At 73.4% G+C, this 26,146-nt stretch carries 27 protein-coding genes; 11 read left to right on the top strand and 16 right to left on the bottom strand.

Going from position 1 to position 26,146, the window contains the following annotated elements; translation table 11 throughout:
• Positions 1 to 42: 42 nt before the first annotated feature.
• The 3 genes from ACH4OW_RS01680 to ACH4OW_RS01670 all read right to left on the bottom strand — a co-directional run bounded on the left by ACH4OW_RS01680 (position 43) and on the right by ACH4OW_RS01670 (position 2,859).
• Complete coding sequence (locus ACH4OW_RS01680; protein WP_398024115.1) at positions 43 to 924, bottom strand: alpha/beta fold hydrolase; 882 nt, start codon at positions 922 to 924, stop codon at positions 43 to 45.
• Positions 921 to 1,469 carry a MarR family winged helix-turn-helix transcriptional regulator gene (locus ACH4OW_RS01675; protein WP_398024113.1) on the bottom strand — a complete coding sequence of 183 codons (549 nt, stop codon included), beginning with the start codon at positions 1,467 to 1,469 and terminating at the stop codon, positions 921 to 923. Before ACH4OW_RS01675 ends, ACH4OW_RS01680 begins: the two co-directional genes overlap by 4 nt.
• Positions 1,470 to 1,548: 79 nt before the next feature.
• Positions 1,549 to 2,859 (bottom strand): glycosyltransferase family 87 protein, encoded by a 1,311-nt coding sequence (locus tag ACH4OW_RS01670; RefSeq protein ID WP_398024111.1) that lies wholly within the window; start codon positions 2,857 to 2,859, stop codon positions 1,549 to 1,551.
• Positions 2,860 to 2,916: 57 nt separating this feature from the next.
• Here ACH4OW_RS01670 and ACH4OW_RS01665 point away from each other — a divergent pair, with 57 nt between their 5' ends.
• Positions 2,917 to 4,470, top strand: a complete 1,554-nt coding sequence (locus ACH4OW_RS01665) for a hypothetical protein (RefSeq protein ID WP_398024110.1) — start codon at positions 2,917 to 2,919, stop codon at positions 4,468 to 4,470.
• Positions 4,471 to 4,489: 19 nt separating this feature from the next.
• Here ACH4OW_RS01665 and ACH4OW_RS01660 read toward each other — a convergent pair whose 3' ends face one another.
• Positions 4,490 to 5,149 carry a nucleoside/nucleotide kinase family protein gene (locus ACH4OW_RS01660; RefSeq protein WP_398024108.1) on the bottom strand — a complete coding sequence of 220 codons (660 nt, stop codon included), beginning with the start codon at positions 5,147 to 5,149 and terminating at the stop codon, positions 4,490 to 4,492.
• 29 nt (positions 5,150 to 5,178) lie between these two features.
• A complete protein-coding gene (locus tag ACH4OW_RS01655; protein WP_398024106.1) occupies positions 5,179 to 6,348 on the bottom strand; it encodes a methyltransferase in 1,170 nt (389 codons plus the stop codon).
• A gap of 147 nt (positions 6,349 to 6,495) precedes the next feature.
• Here ACH4OW_RS01655 and ACH4OW_RS01650 point away from each other — a divergent pair, with 147 nt between their 5' ends.
• On the top strand, positions 6,496 to 7,443 hold the full coding sequence (locus ACH4OW_RS01650; protein ID WP_398024103.1) for a universal stress protein: 948 nt from the start codon (positions 6,496 to 6,498) through the stop codon (positions 7,441 to 7,443).
• A gap of 74 nt (positions 7,444 to 7,517) precedes the next feature.
• Here the strand turns inward: ACH4OW_RS01650 and ACH4OW_RS01645 are convergent, their stop codons facing one another.
• Positions 7,518 to 8,039: a GNAT family N-acetyltransferase gene (locus ACH4OW_RS01645; RefSeq protein ID WP_398024102.1), complete on the bottom strand. Its 522-nt coding sequence runs from the start codon at positions 8,037 to 8,039 to the stop codon at positions 7,518 to 7,520.
• 168 nt (positions 8,040 to 8,207) lie between these two features.
• Positions 8,208 to 8,870, bottom strand: a complete 663-nt coding sequence (locus tag ACH4OW_RS01640; protein WP_360137942.1) for a VTT domain-containing protein — start codon at positions 8,868 to 8,870, stop codon at positions 8,208 to 8,210.
• 285 nt (positions 8,871 to 9,155) lie between these two features.
• Between ACH4OW_RS01640 and ACH4OW_RS01635 the strand changes: the two genes are divergently transcribed.
• Positions 9,156 to 9,860: a superoxide dismutase family protein gene (locus tag ACH4OW_RS01635; protein ID WP_360137939.1), complete on the top strand. Its 705-nt coding sequence runs from the start codon at positions 9,156 to 9,158 to the stop codon at positions 9,858 to 9,860.
• Positions 9,861 to 9,983: 123 nt separating this feature from the next.
• Here the strand turns inward: ACH4OW_RS01635 and ACH4OW_RS01630 are convergent, their stop codons facing one another.
• The 3 genes from ACH4OW_RS01630 to ACH4OW_RS01620 all read right to left on the bottom strand — a co-directional run bounded on the left by ACH4OW_RS01630 (position 9,984) and on the right by ACH4OW_RS01620 (position 13,216).
• The gene (locus ACH4OW_RS01630) at positions 9,984 to 10,460 is read right to left on the bottom strand and encodes a DoxX family protein (RefSeq protein ID WP_398024101.1); all 477 of its coding nucleotides are present in this window, start codon (positions 10,458 to 10,460) and stop codon (positions 9,984 to 9,986) included.
• Positions 10,461 to 10,625: 165 nt separating this feature from the next.
• The gene (locus tag ACH4OW_RS01625; protein ID WP_398024099.1) at positions 10,626 to 12,314 is read right to left on the bottom strand and encodes an alkaline phosphatase D family protein; all 1,689 of its coding nucleotides are present in this window, start codon (positions 12,312 to 12,314) and stop codon (positions 10,626 to 10,628) included.
• 257 nt (positions 12,315 to 12,571) lie between these two features.
• Positions 12,572 to 13,216, bottom strand: coding sequence for an HNH endonuclease family protein (locus tag ACH4OW_RS01620; RefSeq protein WP_360137468.1), 645 nt, complete (start codon positions 13,214 to 13,216; stop codon positions 12,572 to 12,574).
• 314 nt (positions 13,217 to 13,530) lie between these two features.
• Here ACH4OW_RS01620 and ACH4OW_RS01615 point away from each other — a divergent pair, with 314 nt between their 5' ends.
• Together ACH4OW_RS01615 and ACH4OW_RS01610 are read left to right on the top strand one after the other, a co-directional pair.
• Positions 13,531 to 14,289 (top strand): ABC transporter permease, encoded by a 759-nt coding sequence (locus ACH4OW_RS01615; RefSeq protein ID WP_398024098.1) that lies wholly within the window; start codon positions 13,531 to 13,533, stop codon positions 14,287 to 14,289.
• Between the two features lie 240 nt (positions 14,290 to 14,529).
• On the top strand, positions 14,530 to 15,111 hold the full coding sequence (locus ACH4OW_RS01610) for a TMEM165/GDT1 family protein (protein WP_360137474.1): 582 nt from the start codon (positions 14,530 to 14,532) through the stop codon (positions 15,109 to 15,111).
• A 69-nt stretch (positions 15,112 to 15,180) separates the two neighbouring features.
• On the opposite strand, the gene ACH4OW_RS01605 is transcribed toward ACH4OW_RS01610, so the two are convergent.
• Entirely contained in the window at positions 15,181 to 15,843 is a 663-nt protein-coding gene (locus tag ACH4OW_RS01605) for an HAD-IA family hydrolase (RefSeq protein WP_360137477.1), read from the bottom strand.
• A gap of 200 nt (positions 15,844 to 16,043) precedes the next feature.
• Positions 16,044 to 17,081, bottom strand: a complete 1,038-nt coding sequence (locus ACH4OW_RS01600; protein ID WP_398024097.1) for a peptidoglycan-binding protein — start codon at positions 17,079 to 17,081, stop codon at positions 16,044 to 16,046.
• Positions 17,082 to 17,346: 265 nt separating this feature from the next.
• Between ACH4OW_RS01600 and ACH4OW_RS01595 the strand changes: the two genes are divergently transcribed.
• On the top strand, positions 17,347 to 19,422 hold the full coding sequence (locus ACH4OW_RS01595; protein ID WP_360137483.1) for an MFS transporter: 2,076 nt from the start codon (positions 17,347 to 17,349) through the stop codon (positions 19,420 to 19,422).
• Positions 19,423 to 19,430: 8 nt separating this feature from the next.
• On the opposite strand, the gene ACH4OW_RS01590 is transcribed toward ACH4OW_RS01595, so the two are convergent.
• Entirely contained in the window at positions 19,431 to 20,000 is a 570-nt protein-coding gene (locus ACH4OW_RS01590; protein ID WP_398024095.1) for a GNAT family N-acetyltransferase, read from the bottom strand.
• 148 nt (positions 20,001 to 20,148) lie between these two features.
• Between ACH4OW_RS01590 and ACH4OW_RS01585 the strand changes: the two genes are divergently transcribed.
• The gene (locus ACH4OW_RS01585) at positions 20,149 to 20,910 is read left to right on the top strand and encodes a hypothetical protein (protein ID WP_398024093.1); all 762 of its coding nucleotides are present in this window, start codon (positions 20,149 to 20,151) and stop codon (positions 20,908 to 20,910) included.
• Positions 20,907 to 21,455, top strand: coding sequence for a hypothetical protein (locus ACH4OW_RS01580; protein WP_398024091.1), 549 nt, complete (start codon positions 20,907 to 20,909; stop codon positions 21,453 to 21,455). Before ACH4OW_RS01585 ends, ACH4OW_RS01580 begins: the two co-directional genes overlap by 4 nt.
• Positions 21,456 to 21,495: 40 nt before the next feature.
• On the opposite strand, the gene ACH4OW_RS01575 is transcribed toward ACH4OW_RS01580, so the two are convergent.
• Positions 21,496 to 21,831 (bottom strand): antibiotic biosynthesis monooxygenase family protein, encoded by a 336-nt coding sequence (locus ACH4OW_RS01575; RefSeq protein ID WP_398024089.1) that lies wholly within the window; start codon positions 21,829 to 21,831, stop codon positions 21,496 to 21,498.
• Positions 21,832 to 21,969: 138 nt separating this feature from the next.
• On the opposite strand from ACH4OW_RS01575, the gene ACH4OW_RS01570 reads away from it, so the two are divergent.
• On the top strand, positions 21,970 to 22,494 hold the full coding sequence (locus ACH4OW_RS01570; RefSeq protein ID WP_360136864.1) for a nitroreductase family deazaflavin-dependent oxidoreductase: 525 nt from the start codon (positions 21,970 to 21,972) through the stop codon (positions 22,492 to 22,494).
• Positions 22,495 to 22,650: 156 nt separating this feature from the next.
• A complete protein-coding gene (locus tag ACH4OW_RS01565) occupies positions 22,651 to 22,917 on the top strand; it encodes a hypothetical protein (RefSeq protein ID WP_398024086.1) in 267 nt (88 codons plus the stop codon).
• A gap of 150 nt (positions 22,918 to 23,067) precedes the next feature.
• Here ACH4OW_RS01565 and proP read toward each other — a convergent pair whose 3' ends face one another.
• Positions 23,068 to 24,654 (bottom strand): glycine betaine/L-proline transporter ProP, encoded by a 1,587-nt coding sequence (proP, locus tag ACH4OW_RS01560; RefSeq protein ID WP_398024084.1) that lies wholly within the window; start codon positions 24,652 to 24,654, stop codon positions 23,068 to 23,070.
• A 418-nt stretch (positions 24,655 to 25,072) separates the two neighbouring features.
• On the opposite strand from proP, the gene ACH4OW_RS01555 reads away from it, so the two are divergent.
• Positions 25,073 to 25,639 (top strand): superoxide dismutase family protein, encoded by a 567-nt coding sequence (locus tag ACH4OW_RS01555; protein ID WP_360136861.1) that lies wholly within the window; start codon positions 25,073 to 25,075, stop codon positions 25,637 to 25,639.
• A gap of 44 nt (positions 25,640 to 25,683) precedes the next feature.
• Here ACH4OW_RS01555 and ACH4OW_RS01550 read toward each other — a convergent pair whose 3' ends face one another.
• Positions 25,684 to 26,136, bottom strand: coding sequence for an ATP-binding protein (locus ACH4OW_RS01550; RefSeq protein WP_398024081.1), 453 nt, complete (start codon positions 26,134 to 26,136; stop codon positions 25,684 to 25,686).
• Between the last annotated feature and the right edge of the window lie 10 nt (positions 26,137 to 26,146).

Raw genomic sequence — 26,146 nt, 5'->3', positions numbered from 1 at the left:
GTTCATCGTTGCACTTCGCCCCGCGCGCCGGACGGGCAGGGCTCAGTACGGCAGGCCGGACAGGAACCCGTGCAGGGCCTGGTCGAAGTGGGCGGTGTTCTCCAGGTTCACCATGTGGGCGGCGCCGGGGATGCGGACCCGCTGGGCGCCGGGGACGGCGAGGGCGATGGCGTGGGCGTTGGCGGAGATGTCGGAGCTGTCCAGGTCGCCGTCGAGGACCAGCGTCGGCACGCGGATCTCCGCCAGCCGCTCGTACGCGCCGACCTCGATGGGCAGGCCGGCGCCCATCCCGCCCGCGTGCACGACGACGTTGGCGTCGGCCGAGGCGCGCATCCGCTCGCGCAGGTCCGGGTCGACGGCGGCGGGGTCGCGGTGCGGGCCGTCCACCCACATGCGCAGGAAGTGCTCGATGTAGCGCTCCGCGGCGTCCTCCTCCTCGTCCTCCGCGCTGATGGCCGCCACCTGTTCCTTGATGTGCTCCAGGAGGAACGGGTCGGTGAAGGCACGGCCGCTCACCGCGGGCGAGGCCAGGGCCAGCGCGAAGACGCGGTCCGGGTACGCGAGGGCGGTGTCCAGGGCGACCCGGGCGCCGTGCGAGAGGCCGACGAGGACGGCGCTCGCTATGCCGAGGTGGTCGAGGAGGACGCGCAGGTCCTCGTGGTGGGCGTAGTCGCCGTCGACGGTGGAGGACAGGCCGTGGCCGCGCGCGTCGTAGCGGACGGTGCGCAGGCCGGAGTGGATGAGCCAGGCGAACTGCTCGTCCCACATGCGCTGGTCGAGCATGCCGCCGTGCAGCAGGACCACCGAGGGGTCGCCTTCGGCGCCGACACCGGCCGACTCGTAGAACAGCTCGCCGTTCTCGATCGGGACCGTGCCGTTCTCGATCTCCGTCTCGGGCCAGGCGTTGATTCCTTGGGTCGTCATGCTCCGTGCCGTCCTGTGTGGGGTGCGGGTGCCGGGAGGGGCGCGGGGGTCGCCCGGGGTGAGTGCGGGTCGGGCGGGGTGTCGCGGGCCAGTGCCCGGAACTCCTCGCCGAGACGGTCGAGTACGCGCAGGGCGGTGGCCACGTCGGCGGCCGGCAGCCCGGCCAGCCCGCGCCGCAGCCCGGCCGCCTCGAAGCGCTGGACGGAGCGGATGACCTCGGAGCCCTCGGGCGTGAGCCGGACGAGGGGGGAGCGCCGGTGCGCGGGGTTGGGGGCGGTCTCGACCAGGCCCAGTCCGGCCGCGTGGTTCACCCGGCGCTGGACCGGTTGGCGGTCCAGGTCCAGGGCGCGGGCCAGTTCCGGTACGGTGCGCGGGCCGTGGCGGTGCAGGGCGTCCAGGAGCGCGTGCTGACCGGCCGTCAGTCCGGTGCCGGCCAGCTCCCGTTCCAGGGCCCGTACGACCGTGCGGTGCAGCGGCCGCAGGCGTCGGATCACCTCGTACGCGACGTGCTCGACCGGCTCCGCGCCGCCCTCATTGACACTCATGGTGTCATGATGGCATGCGCGGTATCTGCGGGATGTACGGGTGGGGACGCGGCGAAGTTCCCGTTCCGCGCCATATGCCTCACGCGGTGCGGCGCGTGGGCACCGTCGCGCGCCACAGGCGGCGCGCGGACAGCCAGGCCGCCGCGAGCAGCAAGGCGTTCCGTACGTACAGGTTGGCGATGGACAGCCAGGCCGCGTCGTCCCGCAGCCCCCGGTACAGGAGCGGGAAATCGAGCGTGGTGAACAGGCAGGCCGCCAGGATCAGCAGGGCGGCCGGGCGCTGCGTGGTGTCGCGGCGCAGCAGGCAGACCGCGGCCAGGCCGAGCAGCCAGACCAGGTACTGCGGGCTGATCACCCGGCTGGTGACCACGAACAGCAGCGTGGCTGCCAGGGCGGCGTCCGGCAGGGTCCGGGCGGCGGTGCGGTCCGCGCGGTGCCGCCACCACAGCAGCCAGCCGAAGGCCACCACGGTCGAGACCTGCATGGCGGCGCTGACCCCGCCCACCCACGGTCCGACGAACTCGTGCGAGCCGTCCTTCGCCGCCCACGTGCCGCTCCAGCCGAGGTGCCGGGCCACGTGGAACGGCAGCGAGCCGACCGATTCGATCTGGATGCCGCGCGACTCCTGGGCGGCGAGGAAGGAGAACGCGTGCGGCATGGCGAGCGCGAAACCGGCGGTCACGGCGGCGCCGGTGACGGCGGCGGCCACCCACGCCGTACGGGTGCGGCGGCCCCCGGCCGTGCCGGCGAGCAGCAGGGCCGGCCAGACCTTGACGACGGCCGCGACCGCCGTCAAGGCGCCGAAGGCCCGGTCCGACCAGGCACGCCGGGCTGAGGCGGCGACCAGGGCGAGCATCGCCAGCCCGGTGACGTGCAGGTCGAACCGGTTCCACGGCATGGTGCCGAGAACGGCCAGGCCCACCGTCCACAGCCAGGGCGCGGCGAGGGAGCGGCCGCCGCGCCGCACTGCCTGCAGGAGCAGCGCGAAGATCGCGGCGTCGCACAGGGCGGCCAGCGCGATGAAGGCGTGCCCGTAGCCGAGGCCGGGGAGCAGGCCGGGGGCCAGGATCGGCAGGGCGGCGCCGGGCGGGTACTGCCAGCTCACGTCGTGCAGCGGGAAACTGCCGCCGCTCAGGACCGCGTACCAGCCGGTGTAGACCTTGCTCACGGACGGGTCGAGGCCGCCGCCGCCCACGAACGGGCTGATCTTCAGTGCCGCCGGGACCAGCCACAGCCGGGTGAGGAGCCAGGCGGCGAGGAGCGGCGGCATGCCGCGGACGCGGGCCGGTATGCGGCGGCCGCGGCGGGGAGCGGGGCGTGTGGTGGCCAGGTCGGTCGGGTGATCGGTGGTGCGGACGGTGGCCCGGTCGGCCGCCCGAAGCGTATACATGCGGAGTATACCTACCATGTATACGTGTCATGTATACACGCCATGTAGGGTCGTGGCATGCCCGCTGAAACCGTCCACCCCCTGCCGGTCCGCGCCCTCCCCGTCCAGCGCAACCGCGGCATCGCGCCCGCCGGCCCGGCACCCGCCGCCCCCGCCCCCGTGCTCGCGCGGCTCGCTGTCCCGGTCCTCCCCGCGCTGCTGGCGCTCGCGCTCGGCCTGTGGGGCATCCGGCGGGACGGCAGCGTGTGGCGGGACGAGGCCGTGACCTGGCAGGTCGGGCAGCGCTCGGTGGCGGAGATCTGGCACATGCTCGACGAGGTGGACGTCGTGCACGGCCTCTACTACATGCTGATGCACGGCGTGTTCGAGGTCTTCGGTACGGGCACGGCCGTGCTGCGCATGCCCTCCGTACTGGCCGTCGCCGTCGCCGCTGCCGCCACCGCCGCGGCCGGCCGCCGCCTCGCCGGGCCGTGGGCCGGACTCGCCGCCGGCTTGGTGCTCGCGCTGATCCCCAACATCCAGCACTACGCGCAGGAAGGGCGGGCGTACGCGCTGGTCACGGCAGGCGTGGCGACCGCCACGTGGATCCTGGTGAGCGCGACCGGACGTACGCCGTCAGCCGCGCGGGCGGGGCGTCTCGTGCGGCGTGCCGGGCCGTGGGCCGCCTACGCCGCCGTCCTGCTGACCACGGCCCTGCTGAACTGGTTCTCGCTCTTCGTCCTGCCCGCCCATGCCGTCACGGTCCTCGTCGCCCGCCGCCGTGGCCGCCGGCCGCTGCTGCTGCCGTGGTCGGTGTCGGCAGCCGTGGTGGTGGCGGGCGCGCTGCCGCTCATCCTGGCCAGCCGCGCCCAGTCGGGGCAGGTGTCCTGGATCAAGCCCGTCGCCGTCTCCACGCTGCTGGGCGTCGCCGCCCTGCTGCTCGTGGCGCTGGTGTGCGCCCGGGTCCCGTACCCGGGCCGCGGACGTGCGCCCCTGACCCCGGCGTCCGTCGGGCTGCCGCTGCTCGCCGTGCCGCAGTGCGGCCTGCTGCTGGCCTCCGCCCTGGTGGAGCCCCTCTACCTCGACCGCTACGTCCTCTATACGAACATCGGCTTCGCCCTGCTCCTCGGCGTCGGCATCGCGGCGGCCGTCCAGGCCGTCCCGGTCCGCACCTGGGTGCCGCTCGCGGGCGTCACGGCGCTGGCCTTCGTGGCGCTGCTGCCCGTCGAGACCGGTCTGCGCAAGCCGGAGAGCCGGGTGGACGACGTGCTGCGCGCGGCGGAGCAGGTGGCGGCGGTCGCGCGCACGGGCGACGGCGTGCTGTTCATACCGGCCGCGCGGCGCGACACGGCACAGGTGACGCCGTCGGCCTTCACCGGCCTGGACGATCTCGCGCTGGTCGAGGGCCCGGCGTCGTCCGGCACCATCAAGGGCGTCGAGGGCAGCGCCGAGCACATACGCACGGCGATGCTGGCCAAGTCCCGCATCGTCGTCGTCACGGACACCCACCGCGCCGCCTCCGCGCCCGCCCGCGAGGCCGGGAAGCTCCGCGTCCTCGCCCGGCACTTCGAGCGCACGGCCCTTACGGACACCGCGGGGCGCCGGGTGGAGGTCTACGAGAAGGTGCGGTGACGCGCCGGGCCCCGGGCGTTCAGCCCCCGTCGTACGGCACCGGCGCCGCGTCCGGCGCGAAGCTGACGACCAGGTCGGCGCGGTTCCTGGCCGCCGCCACCAGCCGGGCGTTGGCCTCGTCCGAGGCGCGCACGAACCGTTCGGCGTGCGCCCGCGGCTTGCCGAAGCGCTCGTGCCGGTCGACCAGGCGCCGTACCCGTTCCGCGGGGTCCAGGTCCACGTACCAGACCTCGTCGAGGCAGTCCCTGGCCTGACCCCACGAAGAGCCGTCGAGCAGCAGGTAGTTCCCCTCGGTCACGACGAGCGGCACCTCGGGCGGTACGGGAATGCTGCCGGCCACCGGCTCCTCGATGCGGCGGTCGAAGGCGGGGGCGTAGACGACGGTGTCCGGCACGGGGGCGCGCAGGCGCGCGAGCAGGGCCGCGTAGCCGCCCGCGTCGAAGGTGTCAGGGGCGCCCTTGCGGTCCACTCGCCCCAGGCGGCGCAGCTCCGCCTCGGCGAGGTGGAAGCCGTCCATGGGGACGAGCGCGGCCGAACCGGCGAGCGCGGACACCAGGTGGGCGGCCAGGGTGGACTTGCCGGCGCCGGGCGGCCCCGTGATGCCGAGGAGCCGGCGCCGGGCCGGGGTGGCGGTGGCGGCGAGGCGCCGGGCGCGTTCGGTGAGCTGCTGCACGTCCATGGGGGCGGTTCCTGTTCCTCCTTCGTGCGCTACGCGCCCGGGTCCGCCGCGCCCAGTCGCCACAGCGAGGTGACCTCGGCCGCGCGGGCCGCGTGCAGGGGGTCGCCGGCGTCGCGGGCGCGGGGGTGCCGCGGCTGGATGTCGAGGCGGTCCAGGACCGTCAGGCCCGCCGCCGCGAACGCGCCGGTCAGCTCGTCCCGGGTGCGCAGCCCGAGGTGTTCGGCGAGGTCGGAGAGGATCAGCCAGCCCTCGCCGCCCGGTGTGAGGTGGCCGGCCAGGCCGTTCAGGAAGCCGCGGAGCATCCGGCTGCCCGGGTCGTAGACCGCGTACTCGACGGGGGAGGTGGGCTTGGCCGGGACCCAGGGCGGGTTGCAGACGATCAGCGGCGCGCGCCCGGCGGGGAACAGGTCTGCCGCGACGACCTCCACGCGGTCCGCCACGCCGAGCCGTTCGGTGTTCTCCCGCGCGCAGGCCAGGGCCCGCGGGTCCTGGTCGGTGGCGACGACGCGCGGCACGCCGCGCCGCGCCAGCACCGTGGCCAGCACGCCGGTGCCGGTGCCGATGTCGAAGGCGGGTCCGGGGGCGGCGGGCAGCGGGGCCCGGGCCACCAGGTCCACGTACTCGCCGCGGACCGGCGAGAAGACGCCGTAGTACGGGTGGACGCGGTCGCCGCCGAGCGCCGGGATCGCGACGCCGTTTCTGCGCCATTCGTACGCGCCGATCACGCCGAGCAGTTCGCGCAGCGAGACCAACAGGGGGAGCGGCCGCCCGTCCCCGGCGTCGTCCGGGCCGTACGCCTGGACACACGCTTCCCGTACGTCCGGCGCGCGGTGCAGCGGCAGTTCGTAGCCGGGGTCCAGGGGCACCAGCAGCATGCCGAGGATGCGGGCGCGCTGGCTCTGCGCGGCCCGGTGCAGGTGGAACGCCTGGGCGGGGTCGGCCGGTGGCCGCTTGCGCGGGCGGCGGTCGATGCGCCGGGCCAGCGCCGTCAGCAGCTGGCGGGCGTTGTGGAAGTCGCCGCGCCACAGCAGCGCGGTGCCCTCGCAGGCGAGCTTGTACGCGTCGTCGGCCTTCGTGCGGTCGTCCGCGACGGCCACCCGGCGGGGCGGCGGCGTGCCGCTCTCGGAGCGCCAGCGGGCGGCGCGTTCCTCGCCGGCCTCGGTCCACGCGACGAGTTGCGGGGCCTGAAGTGTGTTCATTGCGTCCCAGGTAAGGGGCTGAGAAGTGACGTTCGACTCTACTCCGTGCCCGGCCGGGACCTTCGTCCCCTGTCGCCGGGGCGGCGCGGGGTAGGAGGATGGAAATAGTTGGGCATAGCACACGCTATTGGTCGTATGGAGGCGCACATGGACACCCTGCCGGTCATTGTCGCGGTGGACGGATCCCCCGACAGCGAACGGGCGCTGCGCTGGGCGATCGAGGCGGCCCGGCTGCGCTCCGCACCGCTCCAGGTCGTGCACGTCTGGCCGTACGTCACGACGGAGGGCCGGGCGGCGGCCGAGTCCGGCATCGGCGACCCGGTGCTGGACGAACTGCGCAAGACGCTGAACGGGCAGGCCGACTCGGCCGGTCTGCCGGGCATCGAATACCGCAGCCTCAGCGGGCTCACCGACACGCTGCTGCCCGCCCTCGGCGCCGAGGCGCAGCTGCTCGTGCTCGGCTCGCGCGGCCGCGGCGGCTTCGCCAGCCTGCTGCTCGGCTCCAACGGCATGGCCTGCGCCGCGCACTCGGCCGGGCCCGTCGTGGTCGTGCCCCGCCCGGACCGCGGCGGCGAGCTGGGCCCGGACGGCGAGGTGGTGCGCCCCGCCGAGCGGCAGGTCACGCTCGGCGTCGACGCGTCCTCGGACGAGCCCGGCGCGATCGGCTTCGCCTTCGCCGAGGCGAGCCGGCGCGGCGCCCGCCTCCAGGTCGTCTCCGGCTATGCCTGGCCGATGCTGGCGCCGCCCGCCTTCGAATATGTGGCCGCCTATGAAGGCACCCAGCAGGAGTACGAGAACGCGCTGGCCAAGCAGCTGACGGAGACGCTCGCGCCGCACCGCGAGCGGCACCCCGAGGTGGCGGTGACGGTCGAGCTGCGGAACGCGGACGCGGCCGGGCAGCTCGTGGAGGCGTCCAAGGCCAGCGACCTGGTCGTGGTCGCCCGGCACCGCCGCCGCCTGCCGGTCGGCCGTCGGCTCGGCTCGGTCGCGCACGCCGTACTGCTGCACGCGGTGTGCCCGGTCGCGGTCGTACCGGAGGAGCGGGAGCGGCCGTCGGAGCAGGCCGGAACCGCGGAGCAGGGCGGACAGGAGTAGCAGGAGCAGGGCGGACAGGAGCAGCCGGAGCGGGCCGGACAGGAGCAGCCGGAGCGGGGCGGGCAGTGGCCGCGCTACGCGATGCCGAACGCCTCCGCATAGCGCACCAGGCCGGGCGGGGGCGTGCAGCCGTCGAGGGACAGCGCCATGAACGCCTCGTCCGGCCACTCCTGGGGCGGCACGATGGCGAACCGGGAGGCGCGCTCGAAGCCGAACCTGGGGTAGTACGGCGGATGCCCCACCACCACGACCGTCCGCTCGCCCGCCTCCCGGGCCGCGTCCAGCAGCGCCCGGATGACGGCGCTGCCCGCACCCTGCTTGTGGTGCTCGGGCAGCACGGCGCAGGGCGCGAGCGCGACGGCCGGTTCGGCGGCTATGTGACAGCGGGTGAGCAGGGCGTGCGCGACGGGCGCGGCCGCCGCCCCGGACCCGGCGGGCACGGCCACGTACGACAGGCCGGGCAGCCAGGCCGACGGGTCCTGCCGCAGCGCGTCGACCAGGTCGGCTTCGCCCGAGGTGTCGAAGGCGGCGAGGTTGATCCGGCGGACGGCCGGGATGTCCTCGGGGGTCTCGGGGCGGCACAGCCAGTTGTCCATGCCCTCATCCTCGCACCGGGGTCTGACAACCCGCCCGCCGCTTCTCCGCCCGGGCCCGTGCGCCGCCTTGCATACCGTTCACCCGCAGGGCGGAATCCGGTCGGCCGGTAAGTGGCCGGTACCGGGCCCCGGCGTACGGGCGCCCGGCCGGGGCTGAGCCCCCGGCTCTCAGTCGGCGGTCGTGGCGGGGAACGCGGCCCTGCGCTCCGGGCGGCGCATCAGGAACACCGCCGCCGACCCCGCCGCGAACAGCGCGAACACCGAGACGGCGGTGCCGATCCACGACGCGCCGAGCCACTGGCCGCCCACCCAGCCCAGCGTCACGCCGTACACGGCCCAGGCCAGCCCGGCCAGCGCCGACCACGGCAGGAACTCCCGGACCGTACGGTGTGCGACCCCCGCGCCCAGGCTGACCACCGAGCGCCCGGCGGGCGCGAACCGGGCCAGTACGACGATGCCGCCGCCGCCCCGGGTGAGCGCCGCGCCGAGTCGTTCCTGCGCGGCGGCCAGGCGGCGGGAGCGGGCGATGGCGCGGTCGAACCGGTCGCCGCCGCGCCAGGCCAGCCGGTAGGCGACCATGTCGCCCAGCACCGAGGCGGTCGCCGCGCACAGGACCAGGGCCAGCATCTCGGCGAGGTCGGCGCCGCCGCGTACGGAGGTGGAGACGCCCACCGCGCCGGCCGCGGTGCGGGTGCCGGCGGCCGTGGTGGCCGCGGTGATCACCAGGACACCGCTGGGCAGGATCGGCACGAAGACGTCGAGGAGGACGGAGAGACCGACGACCGCGTAGACCCAAGGGGTGCCGCTCAGCGGCCCCAGGCTTTCCAACAACGTCCTTCTCCCGGTCCGAACCCCTGCCGCGACGTCGCATCGGCGGCTGGGGCGGCTGTACCGCCATACAGCGTACGCCTGGCGGGCACACGGTGACGTTCCGGGGCACACGGTGTTGTTGGGTTCACATCCGTCCCGGAACGGGCCCGGATGTCACGGTCACCCGTCTGCTTCGGCCGTGGCGCAAAAGAGCGCGGCATTGGGCATGTTATAAGCCGATACGCGCGCCTTGTGGAGCACGGCAGGGCGCCCTGGAGCGGAGTGGCACACGAAATGGAGACATAGATGGAGACATGGACGACGCCGTCGGCGAAGCGGACGGCCAAGGCGGCAGGTGTCACCGGGGCGGCCCTCGCCGCGGCGACCGCGCTCCTGCTCGCGCCCGGCCCGATGTCGGCGGCCGCCGCGGCGGACGGCGACGGCAAGGTCACGAAGAACTCCGTCGATTCGGAGTACGCGGTGACGGTGGCGGGACAGTTCACCCGCCCGAACGGGACCGGGCTGGCCCAGGCGCTGACGTACGACCCGAAGCTGGTGCCCGAGAACTCCCGCATCACGGTCAGCCAGCGCGCCGATCACAAGCGGACCCGGGTCGGCCTGAAGGTCGTCGGCCTGGTGGCGAACCGCACGTACGGGGCGCACGTCCACAAGAACGCGTGCGGTGCGCGCCCGGACGACTCGGGGCCGCACTACCAGCACCGCAAGGACCCGCGCACGCCCTCCACCGACCCGGCCTTCGCCAACCCGAAGAACGAGGTGTGGCTGGACTTCACGACCAACGGCAAGGGCGAGGGGGCCGCCGAGTCCCGGCACGACTGGCGGTTCAGGGCCGGTGAGGCGCGGTCCCTGGTGATCCACGAGCGGCGGACCGCGACCCGGCCAGGAGTGGCGGGGACCGCCGGCCGGGTGGTGGCGTGCTACACCGTGCCGTTCGACACCTCGACGGCCCTCCCGAAGAACCTCTCGAACGCCCTCTCGAAGCTCCTCTGACCACCGCACGGGCGCGGCCGCCCGGCCGTGCGTGCGGGGTACCGCACGAGCGGCGGCCCCCGGTGCACACCGGGGGCCGCCGCTCGTCTGTATGCCGGCGGCAGCGGGCCGCCGGTGCCGCCGTCAGGCCGCGCTCGGCTCGCGCTGCGCGGTCGGCCCGGCCTCCTCGGGCTGCCGCCGCTCGCCGAAGAACAGGCGGTCCAGCGACCAGGTGCCGGGACCGGTGCAGACGAGCAGCAGGAACGCCCAGCAGAACAGCGCGGACAGCTCGCCGCCGTTCTGGAGCGGCCACAGCGCCGTGCCGGCGTGCGCCGAGAAGTACGCGTACGCCATCGAGCCGGAGCTGATGAAGGCGGCGGTGCGGGTGCCGAGGCCGACCATCACCAGGACGCCGCCGACGAGCTGGATGACGGCGGCGTACCAGCCGGGCCAGCTGCCCGCCGGCACGGTCAGCCCCTTGCCCATCGCGCCGCCGAGGATGCCGAACAGCGAGGACGCGCCATGGCAGGCGAAGAGCAGACCCACGACGATGCGGAACAAGGACAGGGTGTACGGCTTGATTCGTTCGGTGAACTCGGTCACCGGGGACTGAACGGGCATGGTGGGGACTCCTGCGGTTTCGGGGACGGGAACCGACAAGGGGACAGGTTAGGGAGACCTAATCGGTACTTGCAAGTTCAACATCTGGCCATATCCGGCCGTTGGCCGAAAATGGTCATGGCCCGAAGTGCCGCCAGTGCACGGGAGTCGCGCCCGCCGTGCGGCTTACGCTCCTTGATGCCCCAGTTGCCCCTGATGCCCCGTCAAGACTTCTTCGTGCGCGCACGAAAGACGCGCCCCACCGCCCCGCTCACGCCGCGCCTGGTCCAGCCGCAGCCGCGCCGCGCGCCCGTGCAGGGTCAGCGTCATGAGCTGGTTGCCGAACCACGGGCCGCCGGTGCGGCGCCAGCCGATCGGCGGCCGGTCCAGCCGCGCATGCCGGGCGAGCGCGTGCCCCAGCCGGCGCCCGGCCCGGCTCCAGCCGAAGCGGAAGCCGGCCCGTATGGAGGCGGGGATGCTGTTGTGCACGGGCGAGCAGGTCAGCTGGAGCACCCGCCCGTCCGGCTCGGTGCCGTCGTGCCAGTGCGGCTCGGCCACGTACGCGTGGTGGACGTCACCGGACAGCACGCACACCGTGGCCGGCGCCCCCTCGCCCGAACCGGCCTCGGCGAGCAGGCCGGTCAGCGCCGCGAAGGACTCCGGGAACGCCGCCCAGTGCTCCAGGTCGGCGCGCTGCCGCAGCCCTTCGCTCCGGCGCGCCCAGCCCGGCCCGCGCGCCCCGGCGCACAGCGCGGCGTTCCACCCCTCCGCGTCGTGGACCAGGTTCGGCAGCAGCCACGGCAGCGAACTGCCGATCAGCAGGTGGTCGTACGCGCCGTGGTCGGCCAGCACCGCGTCGCGCAGCCACCGCGCCTCGGCCGGGTCGAGCATCGCCCGCCGCCCCTCGTCCAGGACGCGGGAGGCGCGGGTGTCGACCATGACCAGCCGGACGCGGCCGAAGTCGCGGCGGTAACTCCAGCGGGCGCAGCCCGGGTCGGCGTCCGCCGCGGCGGCGAACTCCCGTACCAGGGCCGTGCCGTCGGGCAGCGCGCGGACCCGTGCGTACAGCTCGTCCTTCTCCAGCTCCGCGGGGGAGACGTTGCCCAGGTGCTGGTACACCCAGTACGACATCAGGCCGCCGAGCACCCGCTCCCGCCACCAGGAGGTGGCCCGCATCCGGATCAGCCAGGCCGCGGAGGTGTTCCAATCGTCCGACACGTCGTGATCGTCGAAGATCATGCAGCTGGGGACGGTGGAGAGCAGCCAGCGCACCTCGGGGTCGAGCCACGACTCGGCGTACAGATGGGTGTATTCCTCGTAGTCCGCGACCTGCCGCCAGGGCGGCCGCGAGGTGTCGCGGCGGGCCGCGAGCAGCCGGGCGGTCGCGTCCGAGGTCTGGTCGGCGTAGACCTGGTCGCCCAGCAGGAGGAGGACGTCGGGGCGTTCGCGCGCGGGGTCGGCGGCGAGCGCCGACGCGAGGGTGTCCAGGGCGTCCGGGCCGACCGGGTCGTGCGTGTCGGCGGGCGGCGCCGCCCAGCGGCAGGAGCCGAACGCGACCCGCAGGCGCTGCCCGGCCGGTTCGCCGCCCGGCGCCGCGGGCGTGCGGATCGTGCTGTCCGGGTAGCGGCTGCCGGGCGGCGGCCAGACCTGTTCGCCGTCCAGCAGGACGCGGTACGGGGTCTCGCTGTCCGGGGTCAGCCCCGCGACCGGCACCAGCGCGTAGTAGTGGCCGGCCACCTGCCAGGCGCGCTCCGCGCCGCCGGCGCCGCTCTCGCAGCGGACGTGTACCTCGCACGGCCCGTCGGTCTCGACCCACACCGTCGCGCTGATCTCGTCCACGTAGCGCAGCAGCGGCCCCAGGCGCAGCACGGCCATCGGCGGACCTCCCCTCGTACGGGCCGGTACCCGTACGCGTGCTCAGAGGATAGGAGCCGATCGCGGGGCGACGGGGCAGCTCCGGCCGCTGCACGGAGAAAGGCGGAGCCATCCGGTCGTACGGTTGCGCCACTCGGCCGCATGCCGGTCCGGGGCCGTTTCAGGTTGTCGCGGGGGCGTTTCGGAGCCGGCCGGGCGCCGGTCGGGCCGCGCCGGCGCGCACGGTCCCGCCGTGCGCCCGGCGCGGCGCGCGTGTCTTAGCAGCGATCCAGGATCTTCTTCAGCGCGGCTTTCTCGGCCGAGTCGGCCGTCAGCCCGTACGCGTGCTTCACCGACACCCACATCCGCGCGTACGTGCAGTGGTAAGAGGTCTTCGGCGGCAGCCACTTGGCCGGGTCCTTGTCGCCCTTCTCCTGGTTCACGTTGTCCGTGACGGCGATCAGCTGCGAGTGGGTGAGGTCGTTGGCCAGCTCCTTGCGGCGCTCGGTCGTCCACTTCGAGGCGCCGGACTTCCACGCCTCCGACAGCGGTACGACGTGGTCGATGTCCACGTCGGACGCCTTGGTCCACACGCCGTCGTCGTAGGCGGACTTCCAGGTCCCGCTGGTCGCGGCGCACTTGGCGTCGGTCTGCACGTTCTCGCCGTCCCGCTTGAGCACGACCTCGCGCGTGTTGCAGTTCTTGCCCTGGTCGGACCAGTGCGGGAACTTGTCGCGGCTGTAGCCGTCCTGCGAGCCCTGGGGCGCTTCCTCGATCTGGGCGAGGTAGGCGCGCGCCGTGGCGGCGTCCGGCGGGGTGGGCGGTGCGGCCTGGGCGGTCTGGCCGCCGAAGGACAGCGTGCAGACGAGGGCGGCGGCACAGGCGGCGGCGAACGAACCGCGACGCGCGTAGACCTTGGGCATCGTAACTCCCTGTATGTGGGGGGAAGTCGGGGTGCGGGACGGGCCCATGGTGGGGTCGTGGGGTGTCCACCGGGTGGGCTCCAGGTAACAGAGTGGCGACATGCCCACGTCAGTTCAAGGGGTTGACGGCACGTCACCCGGACCCGGCGTCCCGGCCGGTGGCCCGCGCGGGCGCGTACGCCCCTCAGTGCGCACCCGCACCCACCCCCTCCGTGCACGCCGGCCTCCGCCCCTCCGCGCGCGCCCGCCTCCGCCGCGCCGGACGCGCTGCGCCCGCCCGCCCCCGCGCCCCCGGCCGCCCTTACAGTGAGCGCGTGCTGCTGCCGGTCAACGTCACTCTCGGGGCTGTTCTCGCCGTCCTGCTGGCCGCCGCGGTGGCAGTGGCGGCACTCGCACACCTCGGCCACGCGCGGGCCATCGCCCTCGCCGGGCTGCGCGCCGCCCTCCAGCTCGCCGCCGTCTCGTACCTCATCGGCTGGGTCGTACGGTCCGCGCCCTGGCTGCTCTGCTTCCTCGTACTGATGTTCGCGGTCGCCGTACGGACGGCGGGCCGCCGCCTCACCCAGAACCGCACCTGGTGGTGGGCGGCCGCGCCCCTCGCCGCCGGAGTCGTACCGGTCGTCGGCGCCCTGCTGCTCACCGGCCTGGTCCCGCCGCGCGGCGTCACGCTCATCCCCGTCGCGGGCATCCTCATCGGGGGCGCGCTCACCGCCACCGTCCTCGGCGGGCGGCGGGCACTGGACGAGCTGGAGACGCGGCACGGCGAGGTGGAGGCCGGCCTCGCGCTCGGCCTGCCGGACCGGGAGGCCCGGATGGAGGTCGCCCGTCCGGCCGCGTCCGACGCGCTGCTGCCGGGCCTGGACCAGACCCGCACGGTGGGGCTCGTCACACTCCCCGGCGCCTTCGTGGGGATGCTGCTGGGCGGCGCCTCACCCGTTCAGGCGGGCGCGGTCCAGCTGTTCGTGCTGGTCGCGCTGCTGGCCGTACAGGCGTCGGCCGTCGCGGTGGTGCTGGAGCTGGTGGCCCGCGGGCGCCTGCACCGCGTACCCTTGGCCACAGCAGAAGGGGAGTAGCTCTTCGCCGGACCGTCGACATACTGCCCGCCCGTCGGCCGCCACCGCCCAGGTGACAGGCCGCCCGCGGTGGGCCGGCGCCCGGAGCGTGGCAGACGACAGGTGTCCCTGCCGCGCCAGCGAGACCTTCGGCCGCAGTGTTTGCGCAGACGCACGTGTGCGCAAGAGACGCTGCCGTGCCGAAGCGACCCCTTTTCCGGGCCCCTCGGTGCGGCCCGACCGATCGAGGTAAGACACCCCGTGTTCAGTTTCACCGTCGCCGCCGTCGTCTTCGGCGTCGTCTTCCTGGCCGAGCTGCCGGACAAGACCGCCCTCGCCGGGCTGATGCTCGGCACCCGCTACCGCGCTTCGTACGTCTTCGCGGGCGTCGCCGCCGCCTTCGCCGTGCACGTCGCGCTCGCCATCGCCGCGGGCAGCGTGCTGTCCCTGCTCCCGCACCGCCTCGTGCAGGCGGTCGTCGGCGTGCTCTTCCTCGCGGGCGCGGCGGTCCTGCTCTTCAAGAAGGACGAGGACGAGGAGGAAGTGAAGAAGCCCGCCGACCAGAGCTTCTGGAAGGTCTCCGGGGCGGGCTTCATGATGATCCTGGTCGCCGAGTTCGGCGATCTGACCCAGATCATGACCGCGAACCTGGCCGCCCGCTACGACGACCCGGTCTCGGTGGGCGTCGGCGCGGTGCTGGCCCTGTGGGCGGTGGCGGGCCTGGGCATCCTCGGCGGCCGCACGCTCATGAAGTACGTACCGCTCAAGCTGATCACGAAGGTGGCGGCCGGGGTGATGGTGCTGCTGGCGGGGTTCAGCCTGTACGAGGCGATCGCCGGCTGAGTACGGGAAAGGGGCGGGCCGCCGGCCCGCCCCCGTAACCCTCGTCGGCTCAGCCTGTGACTCGTCCGCTCAGCCTTCGACGTGCAGCGCGATCGACCCGTCCGCGAGCGCCTCGACGCGAATCTGCTCCAGGTCGCGTACGTGGACGTCCGGACCGAAGGCCGCGGCCCGCTCGCCGACGCCGACCACCCGCATGCCCGCCGCGCGCCCGGCCGCGATGCCCGCCTCGGAGTCCTCGAAGACCACGCAGTCCTCGGGCGGGAACCCCAGCTCGGCCGCGCCCTTGAGGAAGCCCTCGGGGTCCGGCTTGCTGGCGCTCACGGACTCGGCGGTGATCCGCACGGCCGGCATCGGCAGCCCGGCCGCACCCATGCGGGCGTCGGAGAGGGCGATGTCGGCGGAGGTCACCAGGGCGTGCGGGAGCCGCGCGAGGGCGGCCATGAAGGCGGGCGCGCCGGGGACCGGCACCACGCCGTCCACGTCGGCGGTCTCCTGCGCCAGCATCCGCCGGTTGTCCTCGTGGTTGAGCTCCATGGGGCGCTCGGGGAGCAGTGCGGCCATCGTGGCCCAGCCCTGCCGGCCGTGCACCACCTTGAGCACCTCGCCCGCGTCGAGCCCCTGCTCGTCGGCCCAGCGGCGCCAGCAGCGCTCGACCACGGCCTCGGAGTTCACGATCGTGCTGTCCATGTCCAGCAGCAGGGCGCGGGCTGTGAGCGTGGTGGTGGCCGACATCGGCGGGCTCCTGGGCGCTGGGGAAAGAGTCAAGCGGCTCCGCCCGCCGGTCAGGGAGTGCGGGCGGAACCACTTTGTTCCTACACGATACAAAGAGCACCCGGCCGGTGGCCAACCACCCCCTGGTGAAACGGGCCACCCGGCCGGTGACCAGGGCCCGTCACCCGGCTGCCGCCATCCCGGCCGTCGCCCTCCCCGGCTCACGGCTCGACCGTGCGGGCCTCCAGTGAGGCGCGCGTCCGCGGCCCGTAGACGCCGTCCGGATCGCCTCGTACACCGTACGACCGCTGGAAGGCGGCGACGGCGGCGCGGACGGCGGCGCCGTAGCGCGCGTCCTCGGGGCCGAAGTACGCGGCCAGCTGCTCCAGCCGCCGTTGCAGCTCCAGGACCTCCGGCCCGGTGGCGCCCTCCCGCAGCACGATCGGCCCGCCCGGCGGGCTGCTCGGCGCGTGGCTCTCCGGGGCGCTGGTGATGCTGCCGGACGCCGTGGCCGTGCCCGGCGCGTGCGACGCGGAGTGGGACGGGGACGGCGTACGGGACGGGCCGGGCGCCGGCTGCGCTCCGGGCGTCCGGTGCGGCGTACGGGTGGGTGTGGCGGGCGGGGGTGCGGCGCGGCGTCCCGGCCCGCCGCCCGAGGCGCTGTCCGCGCCGTCGTCGGCCGTGCGGGCGGCGGTGGGCACGCTCCGGTGGTCGGGCAGCAGCGCGCGGTCCTCGTCCGCATCGGACAGCAGCGCGCCGCTGAGCAGCACCGCGCCCGCAGCCAAGGCCGCCGCCGAGGCCGCCATGACAGCCAGGGCCACCTGCCTCCTGCGCCGCCGGGAGGCATCGTCGTGCACCTCGCCGCTCCCGCTGCCCCCGGAGTGCGCACCGGACGCGCCGGACGCACCACACGCATCGGACGCCCGGTCGGGCTGCGTACCGGCGTACGAACCGGAGCGCGGGTCCGTACGCGATCCGGGGCGCGGTCCCGCGCGCGACCCGCCACGCGCGCCCGCCCGCGACCCGGCCGGCGGCACCGTACGGAACCCGAACCGCGGCGCGGGACGCGGATCGGGGCGCAGCGCCCGGGCCGCCGCGCCCGGCCCGGCGCCCCCGGCGTCCGCCTCGTCCGGCAGCCGTACGTACGGACGTACCCGCAGGGGATCGAAGTCCTCGGCGCCGGCCGCCTCGCACAGGCACCTCGTCCGGCCGTCGGCGCGCGTGGGCGCCGAGCAGTGCGGGCAGGTCTCAGCCGTCACGAGCGTTCCCCTCCCTGAAGCCCTCGATCGGTCAGTGATTATCCCGGTCTGGCCCCTTCCTGCACAGGGAGCATCCGGGAGCCACCGGACCGCACGGCTCTCGGCAGGCCGTATCCGCTCTCGGCAGGCCGTATCCGCACGAAACGATCAGGATGGGAGGGAGCACCGCCCCCAGCACCGCCCCGAGCACCGCCCCCCCGGCACCACCCCGGCCCCGCTCAGAGCCCTACGGAGCCCTACGGAGCCCGCACAGAGAGGGACGCCCATGGCGCAGCACACCGGCGCTCCGGCCCTCCCAGGAGAGGGCCAGTCCCGGCGGACGGTCCTCGTCGCGATCGGCGCGCTGCTGCTCGGCATGCTCATCGCGGCACTCGACCAGACCATCGTGGCCACCGCGCTGCCCACCATCGTCAGCGACCTCGGCGGCCTGGACCACCTGTCGTGGGTGGTCACCGCGTACCTGCTGGCCTCGACCGCCGCGACCCCGCTGTGGGGCAAGCTGGGCGACCAGTACGGGCGCAAACGGCTCTTCCAGACCGCCATCGTGATCTTCCTGATCGGCTCCGCGCTGTGCGGCATCGCGCAGGACATGCCGCAGCTGATCGCCTTCCGCGCGATCCAGGGCCTGGGCGGTGGCGGCCTGATCGTGCTGTCGATGGCGATCGTCGGCGACCTCGTCCCGCCCCGCGACCGCGGCCGCTACCAAGGGCTGTTCGGCGCCGTCTTCGGCGCCACCAGCGTCCTCGGGCCGCTGCTCGGCGGCCTGTTCGTCGACCACCTCAGCTGGCGCTGGGTCTTCTACATCAACCTGCCCATCGGCATCGTCGCCCTCCTTGTCATCGCCGCCGTCCTGCACATCCCGGCCCGCCGCACCCCGCACCGCATCGACTACCTCGGCACCCTCCTCATCGCCGCGGTCGCCGCCTGCTTCGTCCTGATGACCTCGCTCGGCGGCGTCAGCTACGACTGGGGCTCCTGGCAGATCATCGGCCTCGGGGTGCTCGGCGTACTCCTGCTGGCGGTGTTCGCCGCCGTCGAGCGCCGGGCCGCGGAACCGGTTCTGCCGCTGCACCTGTTCCGCCTGCGCACCTTCACCCTCACCGCGGTCATCGGCTTCGTCATCGGGTTCGCGATGTTCGGGTCGATGACCTACCTGCCGACCTTCCTCCAGGTCGTGCAGGGCGTGTCGCCGACCATGTCCGGGGTGCACATGCTGCCGATGGTCATCGGCATGCTGCTGTCCTCGACCGCCTCCGGGCAGATCGTCAGCCGCACCGGGCGCTACAAGTTCTTCCCCATCGCCGGCACCGCCGTCACGGCCGCCGGGCTGCTGCTCCTGCACCAGCTCGACCCGGCCAGCAGCGTCACCGTGATGAGCCTGTACTTCTTCGTCTTCGGCTTCGGGCTCGGCCTGGTCATGCAGGTCCTGGTCCTCATCGTGCAGAACGCCGTCGACTACCGGGACCTCGGCGTCGCCACCTCCGGCGCCACGTTCTTCCGCTCGATCGGCTCCTCCTTCGGCGTCTCCATCTTCGGCACGGTCTTCGCCAACAAGCTGGGGCCGCGGATCGCCGACGCCCTCGCGGGCAAGCAACTGCCGCCCGGCACCGACCCCTCCAAGATCGCGGAGGACCCGCGGACGGTCGGACAGCTGCCACCCGACGCCGCGTCCGGTGTGCTCGACGCCTACTCGACCTCCATCACCGACGTCTTCCTCTACGCGGTCCCGGTCGTGCTGATCGCCTTCGTCCTGGCCTGGTTCCTCCGCGAGGAGCCGCTGCGCCGCGGCGTCACCGCGCCCGACACCTCCGAGGTCCTCGCCTCCAACCCCGTACACCGCTCCTCGTACGACGAGGTCTGCCGCGCCCTGTCCAAACTGGGCAGCCTGGAGGGCCGCAAGGCGGTCTACGAGCGCATCACCGAGAAGGCCGGGTTGGACCTGCGGCCCGCGTCGAGCTGGATGCTGCTGCGCATCAACCGCTTCGGCTCGGTGGAGCCCGCGGTGCTCGCCGAACGCAGCATCGTGCCGCTCAGGGTGATCGCCGAGGCCACCCGGCAGATCGAGGAGCGCGGGCTGGCGGTACGCGAAGGGCTGCCGCTGGTCCTCACCGACAAGGGCCGCGCGGTCGCGGAACGGCTGGTCACCGCCCGCCGGGAGTCGCTGGCCGAACTGCTGGGGGACTGGTGGACCGAGGACCGGCCCACCGACCTGACAGAGCTGGTCGAGCAGCTGTCGACGGAGCTGTGCGGCTCGGACGCGGAGCGCCCGCATGGCGGGGGCGCCCATGCGTCAAGGCCGCCCGCACACGGGCAGGAGGGGCCGGGCGGCCCCGTCCCGTAGCCCTCGGCTCAGCCGGCTTGCCCGCCACCCTCCACCAGCCGCTTCTCGAAGAAGAGGTTCGAGTACGGGTCCTCCTTGTACGCGGGTATCTCCTCGTACCCGTACGCCCGGTACAGCGCGACGGCCTCGGACAGGTCCTGCCGCGTGTCCAACCGCATGCGTTCCGCGCCGAGTTCCACCGCCCGCCGCTCCAGTACGTCCATCAGTACGCGCGCCGCGCCCCGCCCGCGCCACGGCGCCCGCACGAACACCCGCTTGAGTTCCGCCGTGCGCCCGCCGTCGATGAGCAGCAGCCCGGCGCACGCGGCGGGTTCGCCCTCGTGCCGGACGACGAACAGCACACCGGCGGGCGGGACCAGCTGTCCGGTCGGGTACGCCACCAGGTCCTCGTCGACCTCCTCGGGCGTGATGGGAGCGAACCCGTGCAGGGTGTGGTACCGGCCCGCCACCTCGGTGTAGTACTCGCGGAACAGCGCCTCGGCGACGGGGGTTTGGTCGGTCTCCGCCGAAATGTCCCACGTCGCGTGCGGGCGGCCGGCACCGGAGTGGGGCAGAGTGACAGGCTGGGCGTCGGGCATGGCGCCATTGTGCCGGTGGGCACGGACAGCCGCCGCGAATTAATCTCCGACGGAGGCGTACCGCCCCCAGCCGCTGACCGCCACCAGACCGCCACCAGCCCCTCCCTGTAAGGGGTTTGGCCCCCGCCGGCAGGGCTACCCGGCCGATATGTCCATCACCTTGATCATCGTCCCGATCGTGGCGCTCATCGTGATCGCCGCCCTCGTCCTCCTAGCCCGCGCCAAGGTCGCCCGCGGCGGGAGCAGAGGACTGCGGCGCCGCTTCGGCCCCGAGTACGAACGGGCCGTCGCCGTACACGACGGCGACACCGCCGCCGCCGAACGCGAGCTGAACCGGCGGCTGGACCGGCACGGCGCGTTCCGCCCCCGGCCGCTCACCCCCGACCTGCGCCTCCAGTACGAGGAGCGCTGGGAGGCCGTACAGCGGCAGTTCGTCGACGAGCCCGAACAGGCCGTCGTCGAGGCCGACCTGCTGATCGCCCGACTCGCCCGCGAACGCGGCTACCCGTCCGACAGCTACGACGAGCAGACCGACGCACTCTCCGTCCACCACGCGCAAGGCGTCCACGACTACCGCAAGGCCCACGAGACCGCCGTACGCGCCCGGAACAACCGCCCGGAGAACGCCGCGGGCACCGAGGAACTGCGCGCGGCCGTGGTGCACGCGCGGGCCCTGTTCACCGAACTGCTCAAGCCCGGCCCGAACGGAACCACCACCCACCACACCCCCCGCCACCACAAGACCGATCACCACAAGACCAACCCTGGCCGCAACCCCAACCCCAACTCCCTCCCCAACTCCAAACCCAACTCCACCACCCGGCGGCTCGGCGACCGGATGCGTTCCCCCTGGACGCACGGCCACGGCCGCGGGCACGGGCACGACACTGCGGAAGGCGGTGCGCGATGAGCACCTTCGAAGAGCGCGACCCCGGCCCCGTCGAGACACCCCGCGAGCGCGCGTCGAGCGAGGGCATGCCGCCCCCCGAGCGCGGAGCCGCGGCGTACGAGGGCACCCGTAGCGCGCAGCAGCCGGCCGCCCCGCCGCCCACCACCACCTCGGGAGCGGCCGACAGCACCCCCGGCGTGTACGCCGGCCTGCCCGGCACCGAAACCGACTACCCCGCGGGCACCTCCGACCCGACCGGCGCGCCCGCCCCGACCGAAACCTCCGGCCATACGGGATCAGTCGAGCCCCTCCTCCCGGCCGAGGCCCGCGACAAGCTGAGCCAGCGGCTGGACCACGCCGTCAACGGCTTCGTGGACCGCCCCCGCGAGGCCGTCCAGGAAGCCGACGGCCTCTACGAGGAACTGGCCGCCCTCCTGCCCGAGGCCCTGGCGGCCCGCCGCCGCGCCCTGCGCACATCCTGGGAACAGGGCAACGCCGACACCGAACAGCTCCGCGTCGCCCTGCGCCACTACCGCGAGACCGCCCAACGCCTGCTCGACTTCTAGGCCCCGGGCAGCCCCACAGGCCGGGCCGCCCCGTGCCGCGTCAGCCCTCCTTCTTCGGCCCGGCCTGCTGCACGACCTCGAACGACCACACCGTGGACCCGGTAGCAGCAGGCTTGGGCCGCTCGCCGCCCTCGGCGGCGCCACCACTCTGGTGCGCGGCCTTCATCGGCCCCTCCATCCACGCCTGGAAGGACTCCTCGTCCCGCCACCGGGTGTAGACGAGGTACTGGTCGGTGCCCTCCACCGGCCGCAGCAACTCGAACCACTCGAACCCGTCCGCCGAGTCCACGGCCCCGGCCCGCGCCCCGAACCGCTTCTCCAGCACGTCCCGCTGCTCGTCGGGCACGGTCAACACATTGATCTTCACGATGCTCATACCGAACATCGTGCCCCACACCGCGGCCCGGCGGTGGACCAGGGCCCGCCGGACACACAGGAAGCGGCGCGTGGTTCGCGCCCCAGCTCGGCCGGTTGCGTCAGTTCTGTTGTCAGTGGGTGGGGATAGCTTCGGAGTATGTCGAACTCAGGAGCGGGACAGGAGTCGTCGCGGTCGCCGCGGGCGGCGCGGCAGGTCGGGCGGCCCGCGCGGCCGACCGGCTGGAAGCGGCTCGCCTTCCGGGCCCCCATCCACCTCTACCGGCTCGGTCTCGGTGGCCTGTTCGGGAAGCGGCTGCTGCTTCTGGAGCACCTCGGGCGGACGTCGGGCAAGACCAGGCGGGTCGTGTTGGAGGTGGTGTCGTACGACCAGCAGGCGCGTACGTGGACGCTGGCCTCCGGCTTCGGCGCGGGGGCGCAGTGGTACCGCAACCTGCAGGCGCAGCCGAGGGCCACCATCCAGGTCGGCCGCAGACGGTGCGCCGTCATCGCGCACTTCCTCCCGTCCGAGGAGGGCGGCCGGATCATGGCGCGGTATGCGTCGAAGCACCCCAAGGCGGCCGGGAAGCTGACCTCGTACATGGGGTTCGAGGTGGACGGCACGGCAGAGGGCTTCCGGCAGGCGGGGGAGGGCGTTCCGTTCGTACGGCTGGTGGAGCAGTGACGCGTCGGGCGGTGGGTCCGGTGCCGTAGGGGAGTGTCCGCCGTTGGAGTTGCGGCCGCCGGGGCGCCGGAGTGTGGCCGGGGCAGGGCGGTCGTTTCGCGCCAGCATGGCCATCGGGGCGCGCGAGGGCGCGGTCCGGTGATGGAAGGGAACCTCTTGTACTCCAAGCGGAAGTTCACCCGCGCCGCAGTGGTGGCGGTCTCCGCGGTCGGCGTCGTGCTGGCCGCCGTCCCCGCCGCGTCGGCCTGCCCCGCGCACGAACGTCCGGCGAGCGGTGACAGCTGCCGCTTCGCCTACACCAGTTTCTTCCCCTCGCCGTCCGGCGCGACCACGGGGGACGCGTTCTACCCGCACGGCCAGAAGGACCCGTCGGGCCGGACCTGCGACGACGGCGAGTGGGTGGGCCGCCCGAGCGACACGTAGCGGAGACATACGGCAACGCCGTAGCGGAGACGCGCCACAACGCCGTAGCGGAGGCACAGCACAACGCCTGTGCGCGAGGACGATCGTCGTCGTCCTCGCGCACAGGCGTTGTCCGAGGTGTGCAGGGGGCGGCCGGCGCCGCCCGTCGCCTCAGGCCGGCGACTCCGCGGCCACTCGCCGATTCCCGGCGGCCGAGCCCGAAGTCCCCGGCGTCCCCGAAGTCCCGGAAGACGCGGCCCGGCGCAGCGCGCGCGCCTCCGACTCCGTCTCCACGGCCGGGGGCGACCCCGGCAGCGGCTTGCGCGCGCTCTCCGACATCAGCAGTACCGCGATGCCACCGACCACGGCGGCGGCCATCATGTAGAACGCGGGCATCATGTTGTTGCCCGTCGCGCCGATCAGCGCGGTCACCACCAGCGGAGTCGTACCGCCGAAGACCGACACCGAGATGTTGAAGCCGATGGACAGCGAGCCGTAGCGCACCTTCGTCGGGAACAGCGCGGGCAGCGTGGACGGCATGGTGGACGTGAAGCACACCAGCAGCAGGCCGAGTACGGCCATGCCCAGGGCGATGCCGGCCAGCGAACCCTGCCGGATCAGCAGCAGCGACGGTACGGAGAGCACCAGGAAGCCGACGCAGCCGGTCGCGATGACCGGGCGGCGCCCGAAGCGGTCGGTGAGCCGGCCCGCGAAGGGCTGCACGCACATCATCACGACCATGACCGCCAGCACGACCAGCAGCCCGTGCGTCTCGTCGTACTTCAGCTCCGAGGTCAGGTAGCTGGGCATGTACGACAGCAGCATGTAGTCGGTGACGTTGAAGACCAGGACCAGGCCGACGCAGAGCAGCATCGCGCGCCACTGGCCGAAGATCATCTCGCGCAGGCCGATCTTCTTCTCGACCTCCCGGCGCTCCTTCTCCTTGGTCCGCGCCTCCTGCTCCAGCTGCGCGAACGCCGGGGTCTCCTCCAGCCGCATCCGCAGGTAGAGGCCGATGATGCCCATCGGGCCCGCGACCAGGAACGGGATGCGCCAGCCCCAGGAGAGCAGGGCGTCGTGGTCGTGGCGGAAGAGGTACGTCAGCAGCGTGACCAGGCCGGCGCCGCCGACGTAACCGGCCAGCGTGCCGAACTCCAGCCAGCTGCCCATGAAGCCGCGCTTCTTGTCGGGCGCGTACTCGGCGATGAAGGTCGAGGCGCCGCCGTACTCGCCGCCGGTCGAGAAGCCCTGCACCAGCCGGGCGACCAGCAGCAGGATCGGTGCCCAGACGCCGATGGAGGCGTACGACGGGATCAGGCCGATCGCGAAGGTGCCGGCCGCCATCATGATCATGGTGATGGCGAGGATCTTCTGCCGCCCGATCCGGTCACCGAGGGGCCCGAAGACCATGCCGCCGATGGGCCGCACCAGGAAGGCCGCCGCGAACGTTCCGAACGTCGACAGCAACTGCGCGGTCGGGTTTCCGGACGGGAAGAAAACCTGTCCGAGTGTGACCGCGATGTAGCTGTAGACGCCGAAGTCGAACCACTCCATCGCGTTGCCGACCGCGGCCGCGGAGACCGCGCGCTTGACCATGGACGGATCGACGACGGTGACGTCACTGCCGCCCTGCCCCCGCTTCTCCAGTTTCTCCGGCTCGACCGGATCGGGTGCGGAACCACCGGTACGGGTCCGCGGTGCGACGGGTGACTGCGTCGGCACGTGCTCGCTCGCCTGCGCTCTCTGGGACGACTGCATGGAACACCCGCAGCAGCGGGCCGAGCCCGCCATGGCGTGGTGGGCAAAGGTCGACCATAGGGGCAGAGCGGCTCATCACGGACAGTGCACGGTTGACCGCGCAACAGTGCTCAACCCTGCTCTCAACAGGGGAAACAACGCCTCAAGGGCCTTTACGCGGTCCTTACGCGTGTGATCCATCTCGCTGCGATCACCGCAACCGAATTGACCCGAGTTGCGCCACATATGCAACGCACGGACCTGACCCTTCCCAGTCCGCGCGGATGTATGCACGCACGTTCCGATCAATTTCGAAAGGGTGCACGCGAGGGCAGCGAACCCCCTCTTCCACCCTCTCCCCTTCCATAACTTCCCCGTGCGCCCCGCTTGACCGGATACCCGGTTCCGGTTGTCGTACGGGAGCGCGAAGGTGCGACGTATGTCTCTTGCTACGGCAGTGCTGACCGCATCACTGGCGATGGCGCCGACCGCCGCGCCGGCCATGGGAGTGCAGTGCACGAACGTGACCGTCCGTGCCCACTTCACCGCGTCCCCTACAGGTGAGGCCGTCACCCACAACCCGTCCCTGGTGCCGGAGGGCAGCCGGGTCGCGGTCGTGGAGAAGCGGTACGGGTCCGGCAAGGACGCCCGCACGGTCGTCGCCCTGCGCCTGTCGGGCCTGCTCCCGGACCGTACGTACGGCGCCCACGTGCACACCAAGCCGTGCGGCGCGAACCCGGCCGACTCCGGCCCGCACTACCAGAACGTGCGCGACCCCGTTCAGCCCTCCGTCGACCCCGCCTACGCGAACCCGCGCAACGAGGTGTGGCTCGACATGAAGACCGACGAGGACGGCGACGGCGCCTCGGTCGCCAAGGTCAACTGGCACGTCCGCCAGGGCGAGGCGCGCTCCGTGGTCGTCCACGAACACAAGACCCACACCGAACCCGGCCACGCGGGCACCGCGGGCGCCCGCCTGGCCTGCGTCAACGTACCGCTGGTCTGAGGCCGTCCCCCGTACGTGAGCGGCGCGACAGCGTCCCTACCGGTTCACTGTCGCGCCGCAGGATCGTCGCGCCCATCAAGCATCGGCCATCCGGACGCACCCCGCCACTCGGCCGGCCGTGCCGGCGCCTCCTTGGCCTCGCACTCGAACCACACCGTCTTGCCGATCCGGCCTACGGCCGGGTCCACCCCCCATCGGTCCACCACGGCGTCGAGAAGGACGAGCCCGCGGCCGCGCGTACTGAGGTCATCGGGCGACGTGCCCTGCACGGGGAGGCCGGGTGCGCCATCGCTGATCTCGACACGCATGCCGCCCGGTCGCCGGAGGATCAGAATCGTGCAACGGCGGTCGGGTACGTGCCGTACGACATTGGACAGCAACTCGGTGACGCCCAGCTCGGCCGCGTCCGTCAGCTCCGCCATGCCCCAGTCGGTCAGATAGGTCCGCACGATCCGCCGCACGTGCCGGGCCGAGTGCTCACCGATGGTGAAAGTCATCCACTTCATG

It is taken from the genome of Streptomyces sp. NPDC017056, from assembly GCF_044332485.1.
GTDB lineage: Bacteria > Actinomycetota > Actinomycetes > Streptomycetales > Streptomycetaceae > Streptomyces.
The sequence above is the reverse complement of the archived record's forward strand: the minus strand, read 5'-3'. Positions and strand labels throughout refer to the sequence as shown.